Source organism: Draconibacterium orientale, from assembly GCF_900111425.1.
Lineage (GTDB): Bacteria > Bacteroidota > Bacteroidia > Bacteroidales > Prolixibacteraceae > Draconibacterium > Draconibacterium orientale.
In genome coordinates this window covers 107776-127238 of record NZ_FOHT01000006.1, presented here as the reverse complement: position 1 = coordinate 127238, position 19463 = coordinate 107776, and the positions used below count along the sequence as shown (strand labels likewise).

The 19463-nt window shown below is 35.3% G+C and carries 10 protein-coding genes; 1 reads left to right on the top strand and 9 read right to left on the bottom strand.

Annotated features, from left to right (window positions below):
- Nucleotides 1-25: 25 nt before the first annotated feature.
- The gene (locus BMW53_RS05425) at nucleotides 26-625 is read left to right on the top strand and encodes a DUF1281 family ferredoxin-like fold protein (protein ID WP_038554538.1); all 600 of its coding nucleotides are present in this window, start codon (nucleotides 26-28) and stop codon (nucleotides 623-625) included.
- Between the two features lie 144 nt (nucleotides 626-769).
- Here the strand turns inward: BMW53_RS05425 and BMW53_RS05420 are convergent, their stop codons facing one another.
- From BMW53_RS05420 to BMW53_RS05380, 9 genes are all read right to left on the bottom strand, one after another.
- Nucleotides 770-4033, bottom strand: a complete 3264-nt coding sequence (locus BMW53_RS05420; RefSeq protein ID WP_038554541.1) for a helicase C-terminal domain-containing protein — start codon at nucleotides 4031-4033, stop codon at nucleotides 770-772.
- On the bottom strand, nucleotides 4030-5850 hold the full coding sequence (locus BMW53_RS05415) for a phospholipase D family protein (protein WP_074780296.1): 1821 nt from the start codon (nucleotides 5848-5850) through the stop codon (nucleotides 4030-4032). Before BMW53_RS05415 ends, BMW53_RS05420 begins: the two co-directional genes overlap by 4 nt.
- Nucleotides 5834-7078, bottom strand: a complete 1245-nt coding sequence (locus BMW53_RS05410; protein ID WP_038554546.1) for a DUF6361 family protein — start codon at nucleotides 7076-7078, stop codon at nucleotides 5834-5836. The genes BMW53_RS05415 and BMW53_RS05410 overlap by 17 nt, the downstream gene beginning before the upstream one ends.
- Nucleotides 7079-7145: 67 nt before the next feature.
- Nucleotides 7146-10436: a DUF499 family protein gene (locus BMW53_RS05405; protein ID WP_038554549.1), complete on the bottom strand. Its 3291-nt coding sequence runs from the start codon at nucleotides 10434-10436 to the stop codon at nucleotides 7146-7148.
- Nucleotides 10437-10450: 14 nt separating this feature from the next.
- Entirely contained in the window at nucleotides 10451-13504 is a 3054-nt protein-coding gene (locus BMW53_RS05400) for a DUF1156 domain-containing protein (RefSeq protein ID WP_038554552.1), read from the bottom strand.
- A gap of 1 nt (nucleotide 13505) precedes the next feature.
- Entirely contained in the window at nucleotides 13506-14093 is a 588-nt protein-coding gene (locus BMW53_RS05395) for a DUF4276 family protein (RefSeq protein WP_038554555.1), read from the bottom strand.
- Nucleotides 14087-15646: an AAA family ATPase gene (locus tag BMW53_RS05390; protein ID WP_038554558.1), complete on the bottom strand. Its 1560-nt coding sequence runs from the start codon at nucleotides 15644-15646 to the stop codon at nucleotides 14087-14089. The genes BMW53_RS05395 and BMW53_RS05390 overlap by 7 nt, the downstream gene beginning before the upstream one ends.
- An 85-nt stretch (nucleotides 15647-15731) precedes the next feature.
- Nucleotides 15732-15986 (bottom strand): hypothetical protein, encoded by a 255-nt coding sequence (locus BMW53_RS05385; RefSeq protein WP_139178027.1) that lies wholly within the window; start codon nucleotides 15984-15986, stop codon nucleotides 15732-15734.
- Between the two features lie 2 nt (nucleotides 15987-15988).
- On the bottom strand, nucleotides 15989-19417 hold the full coding sequence (locus BMW53_RS05380; protein WP_038554564.1) for a helicase-related protein: 3429 nt from the start codon (nucleotides 19415-19417) through the stop codon (nucleotides 15989-15991).
- Nucleotides 19418-19463 lie beyond the last annotated feature (46 nt).

Sequence of the window (19463 nt, the reverse complement as noted above, 5' to 3'; positions counted from 1 at the left end):
AATATTAATTAAAAAATAAAAAATTATGCCAAATCATATATATAATAGACTTGAAGTCATCGGAACAGATGAACAAGTAAAACAAGTTTTAGAATTCATAAAAGGAGAACCTTTTGAAAATGGTTCAGAAATGTACATTGATTTTAATAAAATCATTGAAAAGCCAAAAGAATTAAATATTAAATCTGATAGTATTAGTACGACTATCCAATTTCTTTTATTTGGAACAAGGAGTGGAATTCAGGAAGAAAATATTGAAGAAGAACAAAATTTCATAAAAAGGTTCAATTCCAAGGAACTCCGCAAAGGATTTAATTTAGCTATAGCTAGACAAGCCAATTTTGAAAAGTTCGGGTATTCAGATTGGTACGATTGGAGTTATGCAAATTGGGGTACAAAATGGAATGCATATACCCAGTCACTTGAAAAAAATAATGTAGTGTTTTTTAATACAGCCTGGAATGGAGTTCCTGATTTAATGATAAAGCTAAGTTTGATTTTTCCCGATGTAACTCTTAAATACACATTTGAAGACTACTATATTTCATGGAACCTTGAAATAAAGAATGGAGAAGTAGTAAACCAACAGAAAAATGAAGTTGAATGGGTGCCGGTGGATAAGTAGAAATCATGTGTGATATCATTGCCAATATAATTGGAATTTTAATACGATACAGTTTCACAAGATAATAAGTTGAAAATATCAAGGGTTTAGCTATTTATAGCTGAACCCTTTTTTAATACCAATCTATTCGTTTGCAGGCTAAAATCAATTATTCGTTGGTTTATGATTCGCTATGGGAGATAAATTAATCAGAAATTCTTTTTGTACATTTTCTATTTCTTCAGCACTTAAATTTTCAATCAAGTGATTTACGAGTTCTTCTTGCCTGGGTTGTCCCAAAGCAATTCGGTAAACAGAAATTGTTTTCAGCAAATTATTCAATTTTTTGACTTCCTTACTGTAAGGTATTGTTGGTACTTGGCGTTCAATGAATACATGTTCCGGTTCAACATGCCAATATGGAACAAGGTCAGATTTGTTACCTTTCTCATGGTCTATCGCCAATTGAAAAAGTTGTTCCCAAATGTTTGAGGAATCAATTTTTTCCAATTTATTTCTGTATTTCAGAGCAAGGTTTTGCCGGATAGCAAGATTTTTGAAACGATTTATTCTTCCTTCTCTTTGCTCAAAATCAACTGGATTTGCTGGAAGATTCCAGTGCAATATTTTTCGACAATACAAGTGAAAGTCAAGACCTTCCTGACCAATTGAGGTTGTTGCTAATATAAAAGGTCTGAATGGAGAATTGAAGGCATCTCTAACATTATCACTTCGAATAACGTTTTTTTCATTATCTAATGATTGGCTCAAGGCAACACCAAAGTGACAACGGAAATGATTTGGTTTAGAATCTTTTACAAAACTATCATAAGTGTGACCTGCTACTGAAACTGTCCTGAGTCCGATATTTTCAGAAAGTATGGTAATTAGTTTTTGTAGTTTGTTTTTAACAGTAATATTCCACAAGCCATTATGGTCAACCATTGCATTGGAGAATTCATCTAACATGGATTGAAAGTTCCCCGAGGCTGAATAAATTAATACATTCTCCCAATAAGATTTATCCTTTATGGCATATTTATCAACTACAGCAATGTTCTCAGATACATTAAAAAACTTTCTGAAGCTATCTGCAATTTGAAATGCCCCGAAAAATGAAATGTAATCAATATCTTTCTCCAACCTGGAAAATGAATTCAACAGCCGATAAGAGCAAATTGCAGGAGATGAAATTGTAAGGTATGCCAATTTTTGTGCGATGTCAGCAGGTGGCTGTCCAAGCCTTAATTGAATTAATGTATTTCTTATTGCATTTTCAGGTCTAACACCACGAGCTAATTCCCAGGCTGGAATAAATTTTGGTCTTTCAGCAAATAAAATTTCTGTAAATACTTTCTTGTAATATTCACTGGCAACTGACACTTCTGAATCACCTTTTAACCAATCCCAATTATATTCACTTTCGCATTGCTTGATGTGATTTATTTGCTCCAAATTATTCTTTCTGTCGAGCAGAAGCATATAAATCAATGCCCACCGGTCATCATTCTTTTTATTGGGTTCAGAAATGAATTCCTTGACTGAGATTCCGCTAATTAAAGATTTTATTTGTGTGGTAAGGGTAGAAATTAGGTTGGTTAGGTTGGTAGTTTTAATAGCAGGTTTCCAAAGATTACTAAGTGTAATGCACGGATAAAGTAAGGCATAACTTGAAAGTGTACTATAATTATTTCTTTCAATTCTGAATCTTAATCGTGCTTTTGGATTTCTCTCTGAACCTGTTTGAAAATATTTTCTTTCGCTTCTGTCATCAGCATTATTAATGGCACTTTCGTCACCAATTGTTAGTCTTTCGCATTCATAAGATGAAAGTGCTGCTATCATCTTTGGAACCATTATCCAGGAAGAAAATACCAAACATTTCGAAAACAGTTCATTTCCTGCAAATGGTGCTTCAAAATCGTAATATGGCAATGAGGGTGGTATCCAAAGTAAATCGCTTCCACCGTTATATAGTGAGTCATTTAAAAGATAGGCCAGTTTTGCATTAGGACTTCCAATTTTTTGGTATTCGTCCATTTTTGAAACAGGAAGGAATGAGCCACTATTCTTTTTTAAAGCAGATTTTAGTTCACCGTTCCCTTTTTCTATTTCCTTTTGTGCAATTTTTTGAAGTTGGTAACCTTCCATAAATGAAAAGGGGAATGCAGATGATTTACAATATTCAATGGGACTGTTTACATTACTAAGTTTTAATGCAACAGAATCAGCAGAAATAAAACTTAGGATATCATCTTGGTTTATCCACAGAATATCTGATTTTGATGGTTGCAACATCGTATTTCTGTCGTCTGAAACCGTTATACGCTCAGTTCTTGCAATTACATCTTTAAGAAGCCTTTCAACCTTATTCTTTTCATTTCTTATAAAGTCCCAGTTCCCTTGCTGCAAATGAATTAACGAGTTGGAGTAAACTTTCCATGCTTCTTCAAACTGCTTTCTTTTGATTACATCGTTTAATAAGAAATCAACAATGAATTTAAATTCTTCAAAGTGGCTTTCACCTTCATCTTCTTCTGACTGCATCACATACATTTTATATGGGGTTGCAGACAGCAGTAAAATTTTTATTTTATCATTAGTAAACAGACTTTCAGTAATAAGTTTTACATCGTTATCTTCATCCAAATCAATTAAATATTTAAACCTTTGGAATTCATCCATGATAATTAAATCAGGCTGTAAATAGGACACGCAAATTGATGCAAGTAACCTTCTTAAACTACCAATCAATCTCCTATAATCGGCAAATTCCTTTTTGCCAAATCTGTCTTCGCAGACTTTAAATAATGCCCAATACATGTCAGTTGTTGGGTCTAACTTTTGATTGAATTTCGCAACAATTTCGTCTCTCAACTGGGTTTCAACAAAGTTTACCCACCATTCCCAGTTTTCGTCCTTGACATCCAACTGAAAAATCCTTTTTAGCTTCCGTTTATATGGACGAAAATCTGGATGTTTTCTTAGGATATGATAAATTATCGCCCTTTCCTTTACGATTCCGCCACCCCTTGAGATATTGAATGAAGTATTGGGAGATAATGCTATAATATCTAAAAATGATTTTCCATCATGGTTTATGTTTGTGACTGCCAAATCATTAATTCGATGAATTTGTGAAAGCGAATGTTTTTTTTCACGTTCAATATTCAATCTACTTATATTCTGATTTGCAATGCTTTGATTAGAGCATATATAAATGACCTTTAACTGATTTAATTCAATTGATTTGTGATAATCGTAGAACTTGTGAATGATTCCCCGGGCAACTAATGTTTTACCCAATCCAACTTCGTCAGCAATCAAAAAGCGATTACATGGATTTTCTGAATCAGTAAATCTTTGAAATACATAATCTACTGTAGCTATTTGAAAATCTTTTAACTGACTATGAGGATTTGATGTCATTTATCTTTTAGTTTTATTTCTTCGAAAATTCTCCACAGAGTTTTAAAATCCTCTGGGATAATTGATTCTTCCCCATTTCCTTCTTCGCTTAATTTATCCATCACAGTTTTTATCTCTGTCAATTTCTCCGGTTCTCGTGAAATGGCTTTTAGCATATTTTCATAGATGGGTTCTTCACGTGCCATGTAATCTCCAAGACCATGTCCTTTGTAAGGTTTTCCGTTTATTCCATTGAAAGTATGTTCCTCGTCCCAATAATTCTCTGCCAACAGGAAACGAATGTATTTAAAGAAGTTTGCAGTATTTGAGATAATGTCTTTAAAAATCCTTGAACTTCTCGATTCGGGTAAATTATTAATTTGAATTTTTAGAACAAAACGTAGGGCAACCATGGTTCCCTTTATTCTTAATTCAATTATTAGAAAACAGGATAAATCTATTTCAGCAATATTGTAAACTGTCCATTGAGTTTTATCTCCTAATTTTAGCTCTTGACTTTGTTCTTTGTTATTAAGTAAATATGCCGTTGCTTCTACTTTTGCATTTAAAGTTAGGTTGGCCAGGTCACAAACAAATTCGATTGAAAAGTTTGAGTCTTCCTGTTTATTTGCATTTGCTGTAATTATTGAATTGACAATATCTACTTTAAGGTTCTGCAAAACTTCTTCCTGACTGTTCAATTCCTCTTGTTGTTCTGAAAGCGGTTCAGAAGGAGTATAAAGTTGGAATACATTCAAATCCTCATTCACCAATTCTTTAAATAATGCATCGGGGCCAATTTTTGAATTCTTCCCTTTTAGTTGAATCATAAATTCCACGTTACGATGCATGGCTCTTTCACTGCAATTTGCTGAACCTAATAGCAAAACTGCATCCCATCCTAATTTGCAAGAATAGACTTTAGCATGCAAGTCTTGTAATTGGGCGGAAATGTTTTCATCTGTATCAGATTCAATTTTTTCTTCACCTTCAACAAATTCATTTACCAAATGATAGACTGAAAAATCCCCTAAATACTGCTGATTTATCTTGTTTAATTCATATTCTCTGCTAAATAGTTTTGCCTTATTAATTGAATACTTTTTCGCTATATCCAAACCACTATTGGTGAGAAAGGGACTGATAATAAGCATATCATCATAAAACTGATTATTAAAAAGTACGTTCTTTTTATAACCAGGGAAACCTGAAGGTTCAAAAGTGAAACTTTCGAATTCGTTGGAGTTTAACTGAAAGTTTGTTTTTCCTAAATCCGAGATAAAGTCTTCAAACCAATCGGCTTCTTCATAGGTTCCCAAATATTTAATAAAATCAATAAGTGGCTTTGTATTACCGTAATTTCTTTGTCTTTCTTCTATAAAATTTCCATCCAACTGAAATGCAACATCCCAGCTACGGTCGAATGTTAAATTCCGACTTAAAACAATCACCCTGAATTTTATGTCGCCTAAGTTATTCTTGTACTTAATAACCCAAACTTTTGGATGGAATGAATGTCGGTGACTTGGTGGAACCTGAACAATACATGGTTCAATAAAACTGTAGAGCCGGTGTTGGTTATCGGGTACGGAAATCTGACCTTTTTGACAAAAGACTTTTATGGTATCACTTGCTCTCCGAATGGAATCTAAAACTTGAACTATGTCTTGTTTTAAATCGAGTTCTAACGAATGTGAAAAATATAATGCAACCGGAATAGAAATTAGCGCATCCAGGTTAATTGAATAACTTGTTGCTATTGCATTTTCCAGATAATATCCTTCTGGTGGCATTAGCAAACTTCCATAATCTAATCTGTCTTTACTGGGTTGTAACATTATTTGCTATTCCGTTATAAATGTCATTTAAATAAGTTTTTACAGTATTCCATCTGTAGGTTAGATATGAAACAGAACCATCCTGGTAAATGGAAATACCCGTATTATTTTCCTGCTTTTGGGCAATTGCTTTATCACTAAGTCTGGCTCTGCGTAATCCTTTTAATCGTAATTCTCTATTTTTCAACATCAGGTCAGCCTCAGTCTGATTGTAATAATCAGCTTTGACAAATTCAATCCATTGTTCAACGAATCTTCTTGTTGATTGCTTTATGTATGGGCAATATCCCCAAAGTACTTTTGTTTGCCAATCATTCCAATTAAAACGTTGCATCTCGTCCCAATAATTTTCCCAAACGAGTTGCAATTGATTTGTATTCCCATTTTCCCTGTTTGACTGAATCAGTAGATTATACCGAATCAAAGCACCCTGCATAATTGAATTAAAGTCAATGGCAACTTTTATAATTTTTTGTAAATCATCAGGAAGATTAGGAACAGAAAGAAAATCATCAATACCCGAAAAATCCTTTGCATCCTCTAAACAATCTGTAAGTGCAAAGGCAAATAAAGTTTGACTATTGCTTCGGACTATGCTTTCATTTAAAAATTTAGCTTCATCGTTTGATAGCTCAATGGAAAGGTTTTCTTTCCAATCTTTGGGTGGTCTTGGAACCGATGCCCACAATTTATGCTGGTAGAGATGATTCGCATCTTTATCATCTCCAGGAACATTCCCAGTTGCATCTGCCAGTTGATTTTTTGTTTTTTGTTCCTTTTGGAAGTAATATTTTTGATTTTTTATGTAATCGCTTAAAGAACCATGAAATCTAAGAATGTCGTAAATTCTTAATCCATTCCAATAAATTGATGAAGGTTTCCGCTTTGGATTTGAATTCAGTAAAGTTTCGCCAATGATTCTGCTTTTTGTTGGTGAGTTCTTTTTTAACGTTTTTACAAAATGAATTTCTGATTGCTCCAGTTCTGACTGAAACCGGTCAAGTCTTCCTTTTTTTTCGATATCCTGAATTATCCAGGGAATCAGCAGGAAATATTTTGCCCTCGTTTGGATTGTAGAAGTTCCTGGAAATAACAAATCACTCAAAGCATCCCGGATTGTTCCCAAACCAAGTTCGTCAATAACACCTTGTTCTTTGAACATATCCATCACTAACATTACTTTGTTGTGATGTGCTTTTGAAAAATCTATCCATCCAATCTGAGCCATTTGTTCAACTTACTTGTTTGGATTTTGTTATTGGTTCTATCAGGTAATTTGATATGTATTAAAAGATTTATTCTTCCTCGAAATTTAATCCCAATTGTTTAGCTGCTTCTTTTGCCGATTTGTACTGTTGTTTACTTTCATCAATCGGACTGCTTTCGGATGATTTTATTTTGAATTTTACTTCTATATCGATTTTATTCCCACTCATAGCAAAAGGGGTAATAAAATAGTTAAATAGCTCCGTATAACGTTCAAGCGGTACTTTCCCTGAAACAGTTATTGATGAAAATCTTTTTACATCCGCATCATTGGCACTACCGGTATTTGTGCTACCATCAGGTTCGTTTACTACTGGTGGTGTTGAATTTCCACCCCCTGGGGTGTCACTACCAGTGGTAGGTTGTGTGTCCGGTTTTGGAACATCTGGTGCAGGTTTTAAACTTTTCTCTACCATCCAATAGGTACTGTCCATAATATCAAAAAATGGTATGTTCTCCTGGAAGTAATATTTAGTGAAAGTATTACCGTCACCGGTAGCAACACAAAATTCACCATTCATACAATACCGCAGGATACTTTTAGCAATGGCTGGACTTCCGGTAATCATCGGTTTATCATCAAAACGAAGGAATGCGTCATAAACATCTTTTGCTTTAATGGATTGTTCCGTTGTAGGAAGGAGATTATTTTTCCTAAGTGTACTTAATCCAACAGCATCAAGTAACCATTCTTCTTCTTTCAATGCTGAAATAACGTTATCGTTAATCTGGTAATCTAATCGGTCTTTAAACTGCTTAATCAATAATCTCTCAGCACCATTCTTCACTGAATACTTCACAACTATTGAATAAGCGGTTACAATTGAAGAATCGGACTGTTTGCTGGCATCATCGATTCGCTTTTTAATATCAATTTTTTGGTCATTCGTTAATTGTGAAACATATTCGCTACTGATTTTTTGACAAGCCAGATAGTTTTTAATTTCATCATTCAGCTTCCCAATTCCCAGTTCAGAACACACCAAATAAAGCATTGTGTTTCTGTAAATTCGTTCGCTGTTTCCTTTCTTTGTGGCCAGCTTTTCAATAACTGGTTTAGTCTTTCCGTTTACCTCGTTTGGATTTGCGAGATATTTCGGACTAAGTATAACCAGTGTTGGTTTCATCTGTTCAGGGATATCTTCTGAAGGATTTACGAGCGTATTAAATAGCTGAACCATTTTAGCTTTTTCTGTTACCCTGCGAAGGATTTCAGCCGTAATATCTGGCGCCTTTACATCCCCCTTTGCCTGATTAATGAGGATGTTGATATTTGGTGTAGTATCAAACCAATATCTTTTTTGACCAGTAGTGCTATAATACAGATAATGAGCATTTTCTTCCATCCTATCCAATGCTCCGTTGATGTCGTTGTGATTAAAACTCTCTGGTTTTAACATGCACAACTTAATTTCATCAATACCAACTCCTTTGTTCTGTCCTTTTGAACCGAAGGTACCTAATAAAACAGTGGCAGCTATACCCTGTGAAACGTTATGTTTCCCCAGTTCCTTAATTTCTGAATCAATTCGAAACGCATTGGAAGATGAACCCGATACATCAGCACTAATGACAGAATCCCAACTGGGGCCATTCAGTATCGTAATTTGACTGGTAAGGGCTTCTACATTCGCCATAACAACATCAGAGGTATGGATAAGAAATTGACTACCTGCCAAGGATGATTGCCTTTTCCATAGGTCTGAGACAATCGAAGCAAGGATACGTAAAACACCACGAGTACGCTGGAAGTATGGATTGCTGGCCCAACGAAGGCGGAACATATCAATCAGTTCAGGATGGAAAGGATATGATTTCCGTAAACGTTCCTTATACTCTGATTTAACAGCATAACTTGGAATTTCTGAAAATAAGGATTGATACAAATGTGCATATGATGCAACCACCTTCTCAATTTCAGCGCTGTCTCCCAATTCTTCAAAAAGTCGTCTACGAACTACTTCAAAAATTTCATCATCTTCAACTGGTTTCAGATTTGCACCAACTCGGATGATACGATTCTCCAAAGCTGAAAGAATTTGTGAAGAAACAGGTGATGCAGCTAATTCCTGTGCACTGGCAGGTAATGTTGCAATCATTACACAATTATCCGTTCCTGAAACCGACTCAGTTAGTTCCTGCATAAAACTAACGGTCTGGTCGCTTAAATTCGATGATTCAATTTTAACCGCAGATGCACTTACACAATAGTCTGCCAACTCGTCAATAAGTATCAAAGCTGGCTTGCATTTTTGCAATACTGACTTAAATAAACCTTTCGGTGCAGTTCTTTTTTCATCGTTTTCCCGAATAATTTCGTAAGCACTTTTTCCACCTAATTGGTATGCCAGTTCTCCCCACAGCGTTCTGATGTGTACATCATCTACTTTCCTTCCCTGGATAGGGTCGTTGGTGGTGTTGGTGAAAACCGCAATTTTGGCTGTATCAAAAGTTGGTTCACCTGTAATAGCCAGCAAGTCTTTTGTATATTCACTTTGAGTCGCCTTTTTACCCCACTTCGCCAAATGGTAAAGAGATATAAGTGTGTGTGTTTTACCACCTCCAAAACCAGTTTGCAGACTGATAACACGATTATCGGTATCTGCGCCACCATTTAATCCTTTAATAACCCTTTTGGCAATATTTGATAAACCAGCAGTAAAATAGGTTTTTGAAAAGAACACTACAGGATTGGTATAAATCTCTCTACCATAACCCAAAGCAACTTCTGCAAGGTTTGCTGCAAATACAGATTCATCGAGCCGACCTTGCTTAATATCCAAATGGGGAGTAACAACTTTAAACCAGGGCAATTTACCTGAATACGTAATTTGTGGTTCAGAAACCTTTGGTTCTGCAACTTTAGCTTTCCCTTCCTGTAGATTCTGCAAAATAGTCTCCAATTCGTCCATTTTCAATGCACGGGCAATGTTTCGCATGCTAATGAATGTTTCCAAAAACTCGTCTACCGAAATTTCCTGGAAATGAGCCAGCTTATTTCGTGTTTCGTAAATCGTTTCGAAACGTGTGGCTAATTTATTTGTATCCTTTTCAAAGTCTTTTTTAAGCAAATCTTTATACTTCAACGAAAAAGCCTTTAAATAAGGATAATCAATCAATGCTTCAGGTGGAGTACCTGCCTTGATACCCATATTCCAGTTATCCTGTTGGTTGGGATATAATGATTCTACAAACCAGGCCGGCCATTTGTCACCTGCCTCTGCCATTAATAATTCAACCACATAGGGTCGAAACCCTTCAATAAAAAGTCCAAAGGCTTTATATAAATTATCCGATTGGTGTTTTTGTATTGTATTCATTTCCTATTGATTAGCTATTCAAAAAGTCTGGTTTGTTCTGAAGATGTTGTAATAACCGTTTTACTGTCACGAATGAGGCTATCTTTATTTGATAACACCCCAGTTGCTTGTATGAGGTCTTCACTTCCTGCCGGAAGTACTTCGCAAAGGGATGTAACTACACGCCAGAAGCTGCTTTCTGGACTGGATGCCACTTTGTCGATGTATTGTAATAAGGCATTTCTATTTGTTCCTTTGTAAAGAGCCATGGCACGGTGAACCTGGTCAATCAATAGGTTATTTGCTCTTTCTCCAATGTTTTTATTGGCTTTTAATCTTTCCTGAAATCCACCCAAGGTTTGTTTGTTCCCATTCTTAATAAGGATATGTTCGGTAAAAAGTTCCTGAACATTAATGCTGAGTCCAACCCGACTGAATTTGGCTGCATCATCAAATTCACTTTCGGTAAAACCATATAGTTGTAACCATCCAATGTAAAATTTAGTGAAATCATCTCCGTCAAATCCTTTTAATAAAGCATTAAAAGCACTTTCTCTGGCTATTTCCAGTAACTCAGCAACAGTTACTTCACTACCATCAGCCTTCTCCACTTTTTCATATTGACCAAACTCACTTACAGCTTGTCCAAAACAAGCGGTTAACAAATCCGCACCTCTAAAACCAAGACGATACAATTCATCAACTTGTATTGTTACTGTTTTTTCTATTGCTTTTCTTACTTCCCTATAATCTCCAAATCCTTTTCTTTGAGCTGGACGACATGATACTGTTACAGAGGATGATAAAGCAGCATTACCCATTGCTAACATTCTTGCCCCCATTTCTGTATCAATTGCCCAACTACCTGTTATATTCATTCTTGCGCCAAGAATAGAATTACAAAGAGTTGTCCATGCTTCTGTACTTTGATGGGCAAACATAATACTTACAATATCTGAAGTTTGATGTTCAATTGCATCCAAAATCGAAAGTAATTTCCCCTCGAAATGTTTCTTTGCATTATTCAAATTATTCTGATGATGATACTTAATTGCTGTACATTCTTCACTTTTTGGAGTTTGAGGTGTTGCATAGTTGAGAGGATATATATCACCAAGAGATTGTTTATGCCATACATAAAAGAAGTCAGAAAGGTCAGCATACGCAATTGCATCATAGTAAGGGGGGTCCGTAATAACAGATGTTAGATATTTTTCTTTGAATTGACTTTTATCCCCACTTGAAGCATTATTGCAAATTGAATAAAATTCAACAACTGATTCTGAATTAATATATCGTATTAGCCAATCAAGTTGGTTTATTGCGCTTCCAGTAGATTCACAGAAAGGATTTGACTCTGGATAATCAAAAACCATGGGAATAGCTTGCCGTGAAAAGGGAGTTTCTATCTTTTCACCTGGAACATTCCAACGTCCAAAGGAAGTATTTACAGGGATTATTCGGTCAATCCAGATGGCAAGGTATGTTAAGATACATTTTGAATATTCATCCTTTACAAGAACTTCCTTTTTAAAATCATTAAGTTTATAAATAAATGTTTGAATACAGTTTAATTGCCTATCTGAAAACATATCCATCCACCTTTTGTAACCCCAAAGAGGTATTTTTATATTTTGAGAATCCCCTTGTGGCATAAGTTCATCTGACCTTTCCACATTAACCTCTCTTTCTATAATTTTAGATTCATTAGGTGTTGGTTTTCTATACTCTTTCCCGTCTCTACCATCATAAATTACAGCAAGTAATTTTTGTTTAGGTAACTCTTTCTTAAATTGATTCTTTAATAACTTAGCTTCAGTGATATTTCCACAGCATGGACATTTAAGATTTGCTCTTTCCATCCAACCTGGTTCATTGGTACTTCCCGATTCTATTTCAAACTCAATTTTAGTTCCATTAATAATTGGTTTCAGAAATATTTTTTTGTTGGATTTATTACATAAATAAAATCCCCTTAACATGGGTACTTCTGCTTTACAACTTGGATTTGAGCAAACACCAATTTTACTCCAGTAATATGCTATAGGCTTGTTGCCCTTTGAATCCACAGGATATAAATTCCCAATTTCTTTTTCCGTTTCTTTCAATAATTTTTTAGCATAAAACTCCACATCAAATGCAAGTCTGTTTGGAACATTTACAGATGTCCATTGTGAATTTCCAGTAAATACTTTCCAGTCAACTGGCACCTTATTTAATTCTTCTTCACCATATTGTTTTGCAAATTCTTTTATACTGTATGTAATGGGTTTACCATATTTCTGAGGAAATTCAAGGCTCCCTTTTTGTATAATATGGGCTACCGGATTTATATCGTTCCCGTAGCTCCGGCATCCCAAACGTGCTGCTTCTAATGGAATTGCACCACCACCGGCAAAAGGGTCAAATACCTTTGGCATTTTATTTAAAAATGCTTCAATAGCTTCATTTAGTTTATTTTCTTTTGCAATTATAGCATCAGAAGAAATATGTCTATCGGGTGTACTATACAAATCCTGTTCTGCATCTTTTATTGCTTCATAATGACTGTCGAAATCAGCAATCATTCCTTTTGCCGATTTCCCGGATGCGGAGTTATGAGCCACCCAAATCAATTTTCGGGCAATGCCAATAATTCTTTCATCGTTTTTATTATCCCACTTTATGAGACTGGCAAATGATAAGTTTTCTTTTGCACTTGTTTTTTTACCAAGGTGCTCATTTTTTATAAAAGTGTCTGAAAACTTGCCAATATACATCATCAACCTGTTTCTGCCATTATCTTCCATGGGGTCAATTACAGCAGTATAGGGTATATCATCATATGGTTTGTAAGGGTCTCCAGGATTATTCGCTCTACCCAACAATAATTGAACAGCCTCTTTAAATGCCGTTGGACAATTTGGGTCCAATGGGTCCGGAACCAGGCTGGCAAAAACTACCGCACGGCAAACTGGCAAAGGTCTTCTGGCCCACCATAAATGTAAGGTGGAAATATGTCCATGTCTTATTGATTTGTCTCTAACACTTTCTGCCGATATTTCTTTTATCGGCATCGCAACTTCAATTAATTTTTTTGCTTGAGTCATTTTATTGTTGGCTGATTTGTTCAAGTTTATTTAAAAATCTTCTTGCACTTGGGGCGTTTTCGGCTGCACGAGCCAAAGAAAATTTGTCTTTTAATTTATGTGCTATCCTTCCATGTGATGATGTTCCTAATTGTTTACCAACCAAGTCAGAAGGATTTAATATTTCTTCAGGTCGTTGACCGCCACAATCAAAATTCAGTTTTTCATCAGCTAAAAACCATGCTTCCATTTCTTTTGTCATTATAATGAAAATCTGGTTATCTTTTAAATAGTGACCATTATCCCTATAGCCTGTTATTTCATTGACCACAATCATTGGACAGTCAACAGGCTTATATTTTCTGTTTCTTCTTTGCGCTTCCTTATCATCCTGGTCAACCATAATGAAAATGTATTCAACACCTTTTTTGTATAAATTTTGAATAAGAGATTTGAAATCTGTTTTTATTCTCGATTTACCACCACCATATAGTATTTCTTCTTCAGAGTATGTTATTCCGAATTGGTGTTCCAAATATTTCTTGAATCTTTCCGAATTAAGGATTGTCCTATCGGATTTACCTTCAGATATAAATCCAATTTTTACCATGGCAATCCACCACCTTTCAGCATTTTATTCATCCAGGCCTCATCTCCTCTCAATTCTTCGAAATCACCTTCCTGACATGGATACAAATTTGTTTTTCCATCTTTTTTATTTACAATAACCAATTCTTCTTCATTCAATTGAGCTACCAGCGAAACTGAATGTGTTGTTACCCAGATATGGTGCCCATATTTATTTACCATCTCTCTGAAAAACGGAACCAGCTCCTGCAAGATAGCAGGATTTAATCCGGTTTCAGGTTCCTCAATACAAATAAACTGTTGTTTATCTGCCTGGTAAAATACCGCAAGCAGCGCAATGATATTAAATGTTCCCTCAGAAATTAATCCACCTGTTATTGGCTTATCTGGAAATGCTTTTTCGAATACCTGAAGTTCTTCTTTCCCTGATAAATCTTCAGCAATTTTAATACTTTCAATCCCAGGGATTAAAACTTGCATCCATTCAATAATTTCGTCCTTCTTAGTTGTATCACCAAGGATTGTTTTAAGAATTTTATTCAGGTTTGATGCATCGAGCCAAAGTTTATTGTAAAGTTTTAATTTGTTTTCTGCCCGTTTAAAATTATCGATATAGATTCGTGAAAATGATTCCATAATCCTGGTATCCAATGTAGTAATGTCGGTAAATTCTTTTTGAATTTTCTCTGTCCCCAATTCATAATTCAAACCAAAATCGATGATTTCCTTATTTTCATTGCTTTCAAATTCAAGACCTAATTTAATTGTTAAGGTTGCTTTCTCATTTTTGAGTTTTTGTGCATTAAAGTTTACAATCTTTTCAGGCCCACCGAAAATATCAAGTGCTATTTTACCAGTAGTCATAGATGAATGCATCAGAAATTCAATTGCTTCAAAAACACTTGACTTCCCTGAAGCATTTGCCCCTGCAAAAACAAGAAGTGAGGAAGGATTCGGAAGTTCAATATCAACAAGGGATTTGTAATTATTAATTTCAAGTCGGTTAATTTTAAATCTGTAATTTGATTCTTCCAAAACACGTAGAAAGTCATCGTAACTTTCTTCATTTATTTGTCGTTGCAACTCTTTTACAGACCATTTTTTATCGACAGCATTTTTTAAGTAATACTTACGTTCATCTTCATTTAGCTTGTCTTTAATTAACTCGACATTATGACTCCAGTCCAGTTGAAAAGCTAATTCAAGACTATCTGGTGTATTTCTGTATTTGCGGTAAAATTGCTGCATTAGTCCCAGATTCGTAGTACTGAATCCTACTCCCATTGAATCTGTTTTTAATACATCAGATAAAGCAGTTTTTAATTTATCCCATGGAGCTGATTTTTTGTATTTATCAGTTTTGAGTTGGTCCTCTTTAAGTTGATATTTTCTATAAAATTCAGAAATCTCCTTTTCAATTATTTCTGACTTTTCCTTAAAAACTCCCTTGCTTTCAGCATAAAAGTTGGAAATTGTTTCACCTATTTTAAATCGAAGTTCATTGATATTCTTACGATTCCACTTTTGGGTTACATCAATGATATCTTCATATAACTTGTTAATTAATCTTTCCATTAGGAACAGTTTAAATTATATCAACATGTCTGGTATCTCCAGACGAAACAGCATTAAAAAGAGCAGTTTTCCCTGCTTTTGGAGATTAAACTGTAAATATATTAAAATCTTGTCTGGAATCTCCAGACGAAAGAACATTTGCAAAAGCAAAACAAGAATTAAAAACAATATTAGAATGCAACACATAATTACACTTATAAACTTCATGTCTGGAATCTCCAGACAAAACAGCATTAAAAGGGGCAGTTTTACCACCTTTAGCATGTTTATTTAGGGAAATACTTAAATCTTGTCTGGAATCTCCAGATAAAGAAGCAGTGCAAGCATTCAGAGGAATCATTGTTACTCTATTATTTTTGACTTCCATTCTTCCATCCGAAGGAAGTATTGAACTCCTTTCGATTTCAATTCAAACCTTAATGTTTTCGCAGGATTTTGAATACGATGTAGCACTGGTGCATGTTTGCAACTCACAACGATATACAACCAGGCAGTATCACCCAACTGGCCCAAACGATTCATTTCATTTTCACTCAGCATAACACTTCCATCGGCACCACTACGACCCTTAACTTCAATATATCGTTTTAAATCATCGGGACTAATACTTCTAATATCATATCCTTCATTATTGGCACTAACATCAGTAGGTTGCCATCCAGCTTCTGTTTCAAAATCCATGGCTGTTTTCATCGCAATAGCCTCAGCTTCATCATCCCGACTCATACCATAATGCCCCTGATATTCAACCTGAGTTAAAGGAACAACATATGCACAACCTAATACTTCAGGAGCCTTTGGACTAAGTTGTGCCATTAACTCCAGATTCTCCAAACGAAAATGCTTCTTATCTATTAGTTCGGTAATTCGTTTTTGTTTGTGCAATATTTTTTCCTGTACCCGAGCGTCACCTAACAAAACTTTGCCCTGGAGTTCCTGTATTTGTGTTTGCAAATCCATTATTACCTGCGTGAATGCTGATTCGAGATAATACTTTCTATCTGAAGAATCTTTTTGCACATGTACCTTCGTATCTTCGAATTGCTGTTGAGTAATGTTTATAAAACTCCACTGCACCACATCATCATTACTCAATACCGGTGGTGGTTCGATGGGTTTAACAAATGCTGTTGGTGGATGTAAATCGATAAATTTTGCAGGTGAAGTAAGTTGAAAGTCTTCATCCTGTTTTTTATAAACCATTACTAACCTTTCGTCAGCAACACTATCATCTTTCTTGCTTTCCCTGTTATCCACAATCTGGGACTTTACAAAAAATGCAAAATAATCCTCTTTGTCATCAGGAGAGATAAGTATCGTACCTTTGAGCATATCTTCCCTGAATTTGTTTCGAACAACTTTTACCAGACTATCGAATAAAGGATTCCCTGGATTGATATAATGTACTCTACCTAAATCACAAATATTCTGATAATCCAGAAATATATCTTTATCGAAACAAAACTGAATCTGGCGGATGGTATCAGCATAGATATTGTAATCATTTTTAAGCGTTTGAATAACTTCGTCTGGTAGCTTATCAATACGATATATTGACTTACGTAATTCGGTAAATTCACCACCCAGGTATTTGAATGCTTTCTCGAAAAACAAACGAATATAAATAGGTTGTAGCCTTTTTTCGTCTGAATTTTCTTTTAGAACTCTGGCATCTTTAAAATCAACTGTACTGTGGGCCAGTTTTTTCTTTTGTTCCTGAATTTTCTGCTTAAATTTTACTTTTAACTGTTCATCATCCTGCGCAAGAAAATCATTCAAAGCAGTTTCCTGACCGTTGAATATCGAGTTAATAATTGATTCTAAATTGACATTCTCCAGCACATCCTGAATCACATCATATACACGGTCATCACCAATTCCTTCTCGGATAATATCTAATTTAGTGAGCAATCTTTCAAGAACCTTTCCTTCTTTGGTATTATTAGCTACCATATTGAAAACCAACACATCCTGTTTTTGACCATACCTGTGGATTCGCCCCATTCGTTGTTCTAAACGGTTGGGATTCCAGGGAATATCCCAATTTATCAGCAAACGACAGAACTGTAAGTTGATTCCTTCACCGGCTGCATCTGTTCCAATCAATATTTGAGTATCAGGTTTAGCAAAATCCCATTGTGCCTGTCTGCGTTCATCAACCGTTTTCCCACCATGGATAGTTGCTACTTTATAACCACCAGATTTGGTCAATCTTTCTTCGAGGTATAATAGTGTATCTTTGTGTTCAGTAAAAATTACCAGTTTTTCACCATTATCCAGCACTCCCTCTGATTTGAGTAATGCCTGTAACTCCTGGAACTTCTTTTCTTCCTGCTGGCGATTATAAAGTGTTTGTGCCAGTTCATACAACTTCTTTACTTCGTTGGTTTCCTGTTGGATTTCCTGTAAACTCTTAGCCGTGGTGAACAAACGGAATTTACGAGGGTCGGATAGAATATTTTCCAATGCGTCTCTTTCGTCATCTTCAAGTTCTTCAAAATCTTCGATGTTTTCCACATTGAAACCATCCAGTTTATGCCTTTGGTTCCACAAATTGGGATTTTTGTTGACTTCATCGATAATGCCTTGTAGTGCTTTCCATCTTCTTTCCAACGTATTTTTAATAGCAAAAATGGAACTTACAAGCCTTCTCTGCATTACGGTTAAAGCCAGGGAAACATGAATATTCTTTGTTTCAGATGCTTCTTCTTTCTTCTTACTCAAATACCTTGTTACATCATCATATAATTCTTTTTCTTCAGGTGTAAGCTGATATGCAACAGTCCTGGTGTATCGATTTTTAAACAACGGTTGACCTTGCCAATCCGTCATGTCTTCCTTCAGCCTACGAATAAAAAATTTATTTATTCCGTTATGTTCTAACTCCTTTACTCGGGTCGATGCAATTTCATCGGTGGCAAAAATATCTTCGTCTAAAAGCTGTAATAATTTTTTAAACGTATCTATTCTTCCCCTGTGAGGCGTTGCTGTTAACAGAAGTATGTGTTCGCATTGTTGCGATAATACCTGACCAGCTTTGTAACGTTGAGACAGGTATTGTTTTTGGCCGTAGTCATATGCTGATAACTTATGGCTTTCATCAAATACAATTAAATCCCAGTGAGAATTACTTGCGACATTTAGCACATCTTCACGAGAGATAAAATCAATAGATGTCACAATTCGTTGAGCAGTATGAAAAATGTTAGGGTCTGATGAAAACAGGCTTCTGTTGACAAGAGTAAACGGGATATTAAACTTAACCCCCATTTCATCTTCCTGCCATTGCTTAGTTAATCCACCAGGTGTGACAATCAAAATCCGTTCGACCAGGCTGCGCATCAACATTTCCTTAATGAGCAAACCTGTCATAATAGTTTTACCTGCACCTGTATCATCAGCAAGCAGGAATCTGATTTTAGGTAGCGGTAGTAAAAATTTATATACTGCTTCTACTTGGTGTGGCAAGGGGTCAATAATACTACAATTTACCGCAAACAGTGGGTCGAATTGATAAGCTGAATTGATACGTTCTGCTTCAGCAAATAGTGCAAATCGTGTTGGGTCGCCTTTAAAATTGAAAGAACCTTCTTCGGTAAGAACAACTAATTGCTCAAATTCAGTAGCTGAAATTACTTTTGAATTTGATTTGTTTGTATTGACACCAGTATATTTAAGTGACACCATATTCCCCAGAAGCTGCACCTGGTTTATTGTAACAGGCTCGTTAGGAATAAGATTTTTGACTATTTGACCTGGTTCTATTGACATGAAAATCTGTTTAAAAATGTTGATTTGGGTACTCGTTTTTAATGAC